Origin of the sequence: Bacillus sp. 522_BSPC, from assembly GCF_001076885.1 — a bacterium.
GTDB classification, from domain to species: Bacteria; Bacillota; Bacilli; order Bacillales; family Cytobacillaceae; genus Niallia; species Niallia hominis.
The window spans coordinates 1-10,486 of sequence record NZ_JVDT01000204.1; the positions used below are offsets into that span (position 1 = coordinate 1).

At 34.7% G+C, this 10,486-nt stretch carries 10 protein-coding genes; 1 reads left to right on the plus strand and 9 read right to left on the minus strand.

Annotation, left to right across the window (positions count from 1 at the left end):
- Nucleotides 1-51 precede the first annotated feature (51 nt).
- The 5 genes from ADJ83_RS17105 to ADJ83_RS17125 all read right to left on the minus strand — a co-directional run bounded on the left by ADJ83_RS17105 (nt 52) and on the right by ADJ83_RS17125 (nt 4,838).
- Nucleotides 52-759 carry an SGNH/GDSL hydrolase family protein gene (locus ADJ83_RS17105; RefSeq protein ID WP_031538703.1) on the minus strand — a complete coding sequence of 236 codons (708 nt, stop codon included), beginning with the start codon at nt 757-759 and terminating at the stop codon, nt 52-54.
- 156 nt (nt 760-915) lie between these two features.
- Entirely contained in the window at nt 916-2,535 is a 1,620-nt protein-coding gene (locus ADJ83_RS17110; RefSeq protein WP_031538701.1) for an MDR family MFS transporter, read from the minus strand.
- Nucleotides 2,536-2,563: 28 nt separating this feature from the next.
- Nucleotides 2,564-2,983, minus strand: coding sequence for a MarR family winged helix-turn-helix transcriptional regulator (locus tag ADJ83_RS17115; protein WP_031538699.1), 420 nt, complete (start codon nt 2,981-2,983; stop codon nt 2,564-2,566).
- A gap of 311 nt (nt 2,984-3,294) precedes the next feature.
- Nucleotides 3,295-3,966 carry a GNAT family N-acetyltransferase gene (locus ADJ83_RS17120; protein ID WP_031538696.1) on the minus strand — a complete coding sequence of 224 codons (672 nt, stop codon included), beginning with the start codon at nt 3,964-3,966 and terminating at the stop codon, nt 3,295-3,297.
- A 2-nt stretch (nt 3,967-3,968) separates the two neighbouring features.
- Complete coding sequence (locus ADJ83_RS17125; protein ID WP_031538694.1) at nt 3,969-4,838, minus strand: carbon-nitrogen hydrolase family protein; 870 nt, start codon at nt 4,836-4,838, stop codon at nt 3,969-3,971.
- A gap of 353 nt (nt 4,839-5,191) precedes the next feature.
- Between ADJ83_RS17125 and ADJ83_RS25700 the strand changes: the two genes are divergently transcribed.
- On the plus strand, nt 5,192-5,353 hold the full coding sequence (locus ADJ83_RS25700; RefSeq protein WP_155986765.1) for a hypothetical protein: 162 nt from the start codon (nt 5,192-5,194) through the stop codon (nt 5,351-5,353).
- Nucleotides 5,354-5,470: 117 nt separating this feature from the next.
- Here ADJ83_RS25700 and ADJ83_RS17130 read toward each other — a convergent pair whose 3' ends face one another.
- From ADJ83_RS17130 to ADJ83_RS17145, 4 genes are all read right to left on the minus strand, one after another.
- Nucleotides 5,471-6,625: an acyl-CoA dehydrogenase family protein gene (locus ADJ83_RS17130; protein ID WP_031538692.1), complete on the minus strand. Its 1,155-nt coding sequence runs from the start codon at nt 6,623-6,625 to the stop codon at nt 5,471-5,473.
- Nucleotides 6,626-6,722: 97 nt separating this feature from the next.
- On the minus strand, nt 6,723-7,730 hold the full coding sequence (locus tag ADJ83_RS17135) for a DUF3231 family protein (RefSeq protein WP_031538691.1): 1,008 nt from the start codon (nt 7,728-7,730) through the stop codon (nt 6,723-6,725).
- Between the two features lie 66 nt (nt 7,731-7,796).
- Entirely contained in the window at nt 7,797-9,032 is a 1,236-nt protein-coding gene (locus ADJ83_RS17140; protein WP_081836683.1) for a phospholipase D-like domain-containing protein, read from the minus strand.
- Entirely contained in the window at nt 8,962-10,323 is a 1,362-nt protein-coding gene (locus ADJ83_RS17145) for an IS4 family transposase (RefSeq protein WP_048717268.1), read from the minus strand. Before ADJ83_RS17145 ends, ADJ83_RS17140 begins: the two co-directional genes overlap by 71 nt.
- Nucleotides 10,324-10,486: the final 163 nt, after the last annotated feature.

Genomic DNA, 10,486 nt, shown 5'->3' on the forward strand with positions numbered 1-10,486 from the left:
GTTTTGCTAAATAATGGATAGATAGGTTAAAACGAAAAAGTCCGAATGCTATTAGGATAACTGCTCTTTTTGTCCACCAGTTAAGCGCAGCATTTCTTCAAAAATAACATTACTCATTTTTTTATAACCCGCTGAATTTAAATGAATGCCATCATCACTAATAAAATCAGCAATATTCCCAGCTTTTATAAGAGCTGTTCTTACATCAATGCTAGGAAGATTTAATTGTTCAATTAAATTATTCAAATGAAAATTATATAAACCATGCCAATGTTCAATGCCTCCACAGCAACTTATCCAATGACTAATGGTTGTCCCATATCGATCAGCAATAAACTTATAATAACGTACTGGATCGAGCGGTGGTAATGTTAACAAAATTGGCGTGATATTAGATTGTTTCATTTTCGCTACCATATTGCCGATATTTTCAATGTATTGATTAATTGGCACAATTGGATCGTGGTTACTATCAGGATTTTCCGCCACTTCCTGCCATTTAAAATTGCAATCATTTCCGCCAACATTTAACAATACATAATTTGGTTCTTCTGAAAGAACATCTTTCTCCAATCGTTTCATTAATAAATCAGAATTATCATTAAACACACCTTTATTTAAAATAATGGTGTCTTCTGGATTCCTTACAGAAAATAATTTTTCAAGTATAGCGGGATAATTATCTTTAATGATTCTTACCCTACCTTTTACAAAGGAGACACCCCTTGTTAAGCTATCTCCAAAACAGATGATTTTCATTTAGCATCCCTACTTTTTTTCATTCAATTACTATAATTTATTATAACAGAAAAAAGGTTGTGCGAAAAAAATTTCGATTGTAACAAATTTTTCATAATTATTCTAAATAAAAAGGCTGTATCCAATTAATTTGGATGACAGCCAATATGATTCTTCTTAAGAGTTTTGTATATCGAGTACTTTATCTTCTTCTTTCTCCTCTTTAGGAGTAGCCTGATTTGTTGTACGTAGCGGGATTTCTTTTAAGAAAAACACTAATAAAAAGGCTACCACTAATACGATTGTACCTGTTAAAAATACAGTTGATAACGTATCACCTAAAGCGTCTCTAATACCCTCAATCATTTTTGTAAAAATCGGTTGAACATCTGCAGGTAGACTTGCTTCTGTTTGTTCAAGTAATGGCTTATTCATTAGAGCTTGCGGATTTGCAAAGCCAACAATTTGTTCAGTAATCTTAGGATCAACAGTTGCTAAATCTTTTACTACTGAAGAATTTTGCATCGTATTCTCCAAGTTTGTTTTTAAATTGTTGGACATAACTGTTCCCATTACTGCAATCCCGATTGTACCACCTAGGTTTCGGAATAGCTGTGTAGAAGCAGTTACTACACCTAATTCTTTATGAGACACAGCGTTTTGTGTTGCAATCGAGAATACCGGCATTCCTATACCAAGACCTAAGCCAAATACTATCATACTTAAAATAGCCATTGGTACACTATTCATAAAGATCATAATCGCCATACCAGCTATCATCGTTGGTACTCCAATTAATGCAAAGCGTTTATATTTCCCTGTTTTCGAAATTAATTGACCAATGATAGTACTTGAAATAACCATTACAATAGACATTGGCATTGTTACATAACCAGCATAAGTCGGTGAAATACCTAAAACTCCTTGAACGAAGAACGAAAGATAAATCATTGCACCCATCATCCCAAAGTTCATAATAAAGCCTATTATATTTGAAACAGTAACGATATTATTTTTGAATAAATGTAACGGTAATATTGGATTTTTCGCATTTTTTTCTACCAACACAAATACAATGGCGAAAATGATACTAGCAGCAATTAATCCAAGGATTTGAACAGATCCCCATGCATAATCTGTTCCTGCCCATGAAAAAGCTAACAATAATGGCACAATTGCAATCGTCATAAAGAACGAACCAATATAGTCGATGCTTTGTTTGCCGCTACCCTCTACTTTAGGGAATAATACCATAATCATTCCAAATGCGATAATACCAATCGGTAAGAAGATCCAGAATAGCCAATGCCAATCTAGGTGATCCACTAAATATCCACCTAATAGAGGTCCAAGCACACTGGAAAAACCAAATACTGCTGTTAATAAGCCCATCCATTTTCCACGCTCGCGTGGCGGGAATAAATCTCCAACTGCTGTGAAGGCTGATGATTGAATTATTCCGGCTCCAATCCCTTGAATACCACGGTATGCGATAAATTGAAATACATCATTAGAAGTACCCGTTAAAAAAGCACCAACCATAAATAATAAAATACCAATCAATAAGAATGGCTTACGGCCATACATATCAGATAGCTTTCCAACTAAAACGGTAGCAATAGTGGATGTAAGCATATAGATATTGATCGTCCATGTATAATAATCCATACCATCTAGTATAGATATAATTTTTGGCATTGCAGTACTTACGATTGTTTGGTTAATCGCTGCAAAAAACATCGCTGCCATTATGGCAATCATAATCGACAGTTTTTTCTTTTGTGTTAAATGTTCCATTGCATTCTCTCTTTTCTTTATGAAATTATTAGAAATTCTCGTTTAATAGCTTGAAAATTCGTTTTAAGTGTTGAATATCTTCCTCCGTTAACTTTCGGAAATGTTCCTTCATCTTATTCTGCTGCTCTTTTTTCATATTATTTACTATCTTTCTTCCCTTATCGGTAATAGTAATATTGACCACTCTTCGATCAGTCTTTGATCGATCTTTAGTAATATAATCATCGGCCAATAATTGATCGGTAATAGTGGTAACTGCAGCATTTGTAATGTGTACGCTTTTCGCAAGATCTGAGACATTTTGGGCGCCTTCTTTTTCTAAATGAAAAAGAAGTTTATATTGTGTAATATTTAAATCATTGCTATTTTTATTAAAATCACTTGTTAAATTTTTTATAAATGTGCCAAACATTGCTGCGACTTCAAAAAGCTCTTCGCCATTATGCACTTATCCCCCGTCCTTTCTGTAATTAATTCACAAATAAATAATTAAGAAGTTAATTATTAAGCAATAAATAATATATAACTTAATTATTTACATGTCAATTATTATTTTTATGTTTGTGGCAAATTCTTTTTAGACTATATGAGGAAGGGGACTTCCATTAAAATGATTTGCTCCTTAACTAAGTTTTTTAGTACATAGACACAGAGAAATTCACCGTTACGGAAAAACAAAAAAATGTCTTATTTAACCATCGATTAGAAGCGGGATGTTTATCCCTCTCCATCAATAAATTAGATAAGACATAACGAATTTTATTTAGTTTTAAAAGGGTTTTTCCATTCCATTAAAACTGCATGATTCATTGATTCTTCGTCTTCCAAATATTGTGGCAATATGGTAACAGGTGTTCTTCCACACCGCAATAAAAACGTAATAACAGGATCTTTTACATGACCTGCGAGAACCTGCTCCAAATATTCCTCTGGGGAGAGCTCCTTTCTATACCTTTTATAGCCAGGCATCCTTCCCCCTCCAAGTAATCGGTCTAATCTTAATTCAATAGTTAAGTAATAAGCATGTTGCAAAAGTATCTTTCCAAAACCGAGTTTTCGGAATTTTGGGCGAATGCTGATATCCACCACATATAAGGCATCTCCATGTTCATCATTTGTAGTAATATATCCATTGTCCGTTATTTCTTCCCATGTATGATAAGGCTGATTTGGATTATAAGCGACTTGAAGACATGTTAAGGAACCTGCAAGCTCCCCATCCACTTCCACACAGATTGCTCCTTCAGGAAAATGAGAAAGATGACTAGATAATTGCTCAACATTCCACCATAGCTCCTCTGGAAATGGTGGTGGGAAGCATTCTGATTGAATAGCAATTAATTCGTGAAAATCTTTTTCCAGATAATTTCTGACCGTACATGGAATTGGCTGACCTGTGTCAAAAAGATAAAATTCACTATGAAGCGTCATAATTAGCCTTCCACGGTAGAATTCCAGTCAGGATAAAGATCTGTTCTTCTATCTCTCCAAGTTGTTACAGAACCTTTTTCTCTTACTTCATACAATAAAGACAAATCAAGGTCCGCTGTTACAACCATATCATTATTAAGTTCACCCTCTACAAGAATTCCTTTTGGTGGAAACGGGATATCATTAGGCGTAATGACTGCTGCCTGCCCAAAATTTGCACGCATAAAGTCAACATTTGTAAGCGTGCCAATTGTTCCAGTTACTACAACATATACTTGATTTTCAATTGCTCTTGCATGGCAAGTATAGCGTACACGATGAAAACCGTGGCGATCATCCGTACATGATGGGCAAAAAATCACATCTGCTCCTTTTGCCTTTGCCATACGAACGATTTCAGGGAATTCAATATCATAACAAGTTAAGATGGCAATTTTTCCTTTCTCTGTATCAAATATGCGAAAGGAATCCCCTTTTTCCATATTCCATTCATATTCTTCTGTAGGCGTGATATGAAGCTTTGCCTGCTCTTCTATTCTTCCATCTGGATAAAATAGATGTGCTACATTATACAATTTCTCTTCTCTGCGAATGACATGAGTTCCACCGATAATATGCATTCCAGTTTGAACAGCAAATGACCTGAATAAATCTTGATATTGCTCTGTAAATCCAGGTAGTTCATTAATCGTTAACGCGTTCGTCTCATCCCCCATTGATAAAAGCTGTGTTGTAAAAAATTCAGGAAATAAAACAAATTCCGCACCAAATTCACTTGCTGTTCGAACATAATGCTCACATTGTTTTGCAAATGCTTCAAAAGACTTAATGTTTTCTAATTTATACTGTACGGCAGAAACTCTTATTTTCATTTTCCATCTCCCTTTATATAGCGTATTTTTTTATCCCCAGCCCAATGTTACAACTAACCATTACTGGGATTTTAAAAAAGATCTTCCCCTGCACTATATCCCGATTAACGGGTAATATCACTTCTAATGAATTAGAAGTGTTTTTTATTAAAAAAAGAATGTTTCAAAATAAGATTATGAGTTATTTTTCTATATTTTTCAATGGTTTCACACCAATTTTTTTTATGAATTTTCTTTTTATATTTATGTTCTGAAAAGTGAAGTTGTTCATATTATTTTATAATCGATCATTGTTTACATTACACAAAAAAAGGAATAGAAAAGTAGCTGAAGATTTAAGGAGGGAAATGAATTTGATTGTTTTTATTTATACTTTCCTTGGTTTGATTTTGATAGAAGAACTAGTAGTTATCGGGCTAAAAAGATACATAAATGGATCGTTTAGAATGGAAACATATTTCCGTCATCTTTATCGAACATACAAAGTAAGAGCTGATTTAAAAAAAGTGAGTTAAACCCTGGTTTCTGAACGAAATCAACAATGAAAAAAAATAGCCAAACTACCTTATCAAGTAATTTGACTACCATTATTTAAAGATTGCTCGTTGGCAATCTTTTTTACTTGCTTTCGTTCATTTCATTTCATTTAGTGATTTTACTGTGAGCTGTTCGATTGTCATATCGTCCATTGGTGGATTATGTAAGCCTGCTCGTACGTCTCGGTAGTATCTTTGTAGTGGGCTTTTTGCGGACAAGCTACGTGCACCGACAATGCGCATGGCGATATCGACTACTTCGATTGCTATGTTTGTTACAACTAATTTCACTGCACTTAATTCTGGAAGAAGATGAGATTGCTGTTCTACAGATGATTCATCCCATTTTTTACTTACAGAATATAAAAAGTGTTTCGCTGTTTGCATTTTCAATTCCATTTCCCCAATTTTTGCTCGTACACTTGGGATATCGCTAATGGTTCCGTTTATACTATTTGGAGAATAATTTTTCGCAAAAGTCACTGCTTCCGTTTGTGCAGCTCCTGCGATTCCTAAATAGCATGCTGGAATATGCAATAGCCATGGATTAACTTTTTTCCGTCTTTCCAATTTTTCCACAAAATAATGTGCAGGAATTTCTACTGCTTCAAAATACACATCATTGCTTCCAGTACCCCTTAAAGCAATGCTATCCCATGTGTTTTCTATGCGTATTCCATTACAATCCTTTGGTATCAAAAAATTGCCTACTTCGTCTGTACCCTTGATAGATGCAGTAACAAGAAAAAAATCCAATACAGGAGACATAGTGGTAAAGGATTTATGTCCATTAATCACCCAATTTTCTCCATTCTTTTCGGCAGTAGTTTGTGGTTTTCCACCTCTTGTTGGACTTCCTGTTTGTGGCTCTGTTGCGGCACCATTTATTAATGCACCATTTAGCAATTGGTTATAGACTTCTTTAAGCGTCTCCTTTTGCCAGTTTGCCTCATACATATTTCTAACAACGCCCATATGCCATCCGATAGATAAGGCAGTAGATCCATCCCCTTGTGCAATTACCTCTTGGAATCTTACTAATTCATACAAAGAAATTTCTTGTCCGCCAAATTCTTTAGGTATTGTTAAGGTTGTGTAACCAGATTGCTGCAATTCCTTCATGTTTTCAAAGGGAAACGATCCATTTTCATCAACTTCCTTTGCTCTCTCAAAAAAATTTCTACTTAATTCAGAAAGCTTACTTACTCTTTTTGTGAAATCTTTTTCTTCATTAAAAAAATCAGTCACTATACCGACATCTCCCTTATCAGTTCATTTATAAAGCTATCATAGCATTATTTCCATTGACTGATAAGCAAAATGCAATGTCAGCATTATAGAAAGATACTTAGCTTCTATTTATGATATTTGTTCTATTTTCCATGCCCGGTGGTTCCTCTGTATAGCCTTTTTTGGCCATTAACTCTGCCCCATGTACCCCATAATCATAAATTTGCGTAATAAGGGGGATAAAGGTTACCGATAAGTCCTTCCGCAAACTAAATGTTGTTCCAATAGCATTACTGCCTAGTCCAAAACTACAAAACAAACTAATGCAATACAACATTAATTTGTCTGAAAAGGGAGCAATGGTAGAAACGGTTGGGCTTCCTACCCAGGCTATCGGAACTTGAATATCATCATCCATTAATTTTTTCGAAAGCTTCGTAATAATTTTCTTGGAAAGCTCTTTTCCTTGTGTGAAGAATTTTTTTATCTCTGGGTCTCTAGTTACTTGGGCAAACCCAGTAATTAATTGTTGTCCAATACTGTTGCTTTCAATGGATTGATAGAGAAAAGAAACTTCTACTGTATTTAACACTCTTTTATCCCCAAAGATACTATTTCCTTTTAAGTATTGTGTACTTACAACCATGTCCACTTGTTCTGGCATAGACACTTGTGGTGGACGGCTCAATGCACCCTTTTCAATTAAAAGCTCGGTGCACTCTTCATAACAACGCTGGGTTGTTACAGATAATTCTTGGAATAATTGAATAATGTCTTTTCGATAAGATCTTGCTAAATGTAATGCATGTAGCCCCATGCCAATTTCTGAAAGCATTCTCATTATTTGCAGAGAAAAAGTTGGTTGAAACAGTGGGGGTGCTTGTTTATTTACATCTTTCTCAGAAAATCCATTTGGAATTTTCGCTCCCTCTGCTTTTAAAATTGTTTCAATTTTTTGTATCTCCTTCGCTAGTTTAAGCATATGGCTTTCATAATAGTTTTTTTCTTTTTTATCTTCATTAACAGAATGGAAATATTCTACCATTCGCAAAAACATCGTTTTTTCTTGATAAGTCATCCATAAAGTTGCGAGTTCGGATGATGTCAATATCTCTTTTTTATTCATACAGTACCCTCCAATTCATTCATAGTATTATTATTTGAAATGAAATAGAAATTATGAATAATAAAATTAATAAGTTGTGAACCATAAAACCCTCTGTAATCGATAGACAATATAGCGAAAGAAAGGTAATTTACTTTGTGTATCTACATCCCTTGTATATTCTGCACCATCATTTGTCCATAATCTTTGAAAGTAGGATTTCGTTTCTATCGCTACTTTTGTTTCTTTTTTGGCGATAATTTTAATGTCTGTTTCCAAGTTAAAATCATAAAGATTTCTACGCGTAAAATTAGCGGAACCACTAATAATGGTATCTGCTGTTTCTCTTTCTATTAGCATAATTTTCGGATGATATTGTTCTTTTCCTGTGTTATACCATTTAATATGAATATTTTTAGATACTTTTGATTTTCTTAGCTCTGCTACAACTGGAATATTGGGCAAGCCACTTTTTTTATTGCCAAAGGAATTTTGATTTGGATCCAATAGTAAATAAATATGCACCCTTCTCGCTGCCGCTGCTTTGATTTCATCGATAACATTTCGATCTGCTAAATAGAGGATTCCTATCCAAATAGAATCTTTGCTATCTGTTTTACTGATTTCTTCTAATACATGTTTGCCTATTTTCCCTTCTGTCAGTAATTGAATTTCTATCTGTGTATTTGTTTCAGGTTGTTTTGGGATCCGTGGCAAATGGAGATGTTCATTCAATCTAGCTGCACTCTCTTCACTTTCAAGTAAATCATTAATTATGTTTCCGTCAACACGAAAAGCTATGTTTGAATGATAGCCACTTGCATTATGAATATTCCCACTCGATATGATTGCAGCATTTTCCGTAATTAATAGTTTTCGATGATTTGCTTTTACGTTTAATAGTTCTAAATAGGATAGCACGGTAATCTTTTGCTCACTTTTTGCTAAAAGATTAGGTAAATGACCATTCCCATTTGTTTTCCCCCACTGTCCAAACATTCGCCAAAAAGCAGAATAAAGTGGATTAGAATCTCGCAGCTTCTTTACATTTGTTTCGATAACTTTAATACCTATTTGTTTTAAATCATTTAATTCCTCTGATGGATAGGAACCATAGATTGTATTGATTTTATCCGTTAATAAAACAATACTAATGGAAGGATTATCCGTTTTTTTCTTTATTAGCGCTTTTGTAAATTCTTCTACTAAGGGTGGATAGACTTGGTCTTCATTTGTATCTTTATTAAATAACTCAACTTTCGCAGAGTGATATCGGCAAATAAGCCTTGATATAATTAGGAAGGCCAGCGATCCACTGTTCAAGTTGACTTTGAATTATTTTTTTGATTTTCTTATTCGTTTGTTTAAGTGCATCTTGAAGAAGCTCGATCAATTGCTGTAATGCGACAGCCCAATCAAGTTCATTTACTTCATCGCATAATTCGTAAAACAGACCACCTATTGTGCGTTGATCGGTATTACAGCGATTCTGCCACGACAGAACGATAAAACGAGAAAACACAATCGTTGTATGGCAAATAAGCGCGTCATATGAACGGCTTTGGAATTCTTTTTCAAGTTTCAAAAGAGATTTGGCCGCCTTAAAGAATACCTCGATATCCCAGCGCATTCCATAGATTCGGACGATCTCCTGTTCTGAAAGAGTGCAGTCTGTGCTGAGGATGGCAAGCCAGTCGCTTTTCTTATTTCTGTTTTGAATGAATACCACTTTAATTGGTGTTCCATTAGCCATGATCGTATGGATGGAACGAAGAATTCCTTTCTTGGATTGAATGGGTCCAGCTAGGCGGTATAGTTGCTTTAAAGAAACCATCTCCCCGTTTACGTTATAACGTTGTTTTGTTTCTTTGACCATACCAATTACGTCTAATCCTTGATCCACAATAGACTTTACAAGTGGTGGCAATGTAAACCAAGAATCCATAAGGACATAACTTGCATCTATCCCATTGGCTAATGCACGTTTAATCATGTCAGGAACTTGTTCAGGCTCAGTTTGTAATGCATTTTCTCGACGCTTGTATCCACAAGTACGTTTATCAATTTTTTCAGAGATACCATTGATTTGAGACTTTTTTGAACTGACTAAAGAAAAGTCAATTGGCATAAATGTATAGCCATCTGACCAGCCCAAAGTGAGCATACGAAACCCCTTAAAGAAACGCATTTTCAGGGAAGCATGATCAAAACAACGAGCGAGAAGCTCTACCTTTTTACTACGATTTCGGTCATACGCAGAATCATCGATAATCAGTACTTTTGGACGCTCTTTATTCGTAAGGCGAGTCACCTTTTGAATAGTAAAAATGCTCAACAGTAGTAAGAAACGGCGCCAATTAAAAGTTGATTGGTTTAAAAAGCGATAGACGGCATCTTTGGCTGGAAACTGATCGGCTTTCTTTGAATCAAGAAGTGAAAACCAATTTTTGTGCTGGAAAATCAAACAGAAAACAAGCTGAAATAAGTAGGAACAGCTGAAACCGAAGGATTTTTTAATTCCTGCTTGGCGCAGGTGTTTATTCATTTCAAGCTCAGAAAAAACCGAATTAAGTTCTTTTGGTAGTTGATTGTTTTGGCTATTTTGGTCTATCATATAGGGAGCACCTCTTCTGTATGGTAGTGTTTTCTCTACAATTACACTATACCAAAGAATGAGGTGTTATTTCATTTTATTAAACACTGTCAAGCAACATATTTAATAGACCATAGACGCAATACAACTAACGATTTGCACTTATTTTTTTGGTGCGAAAGTT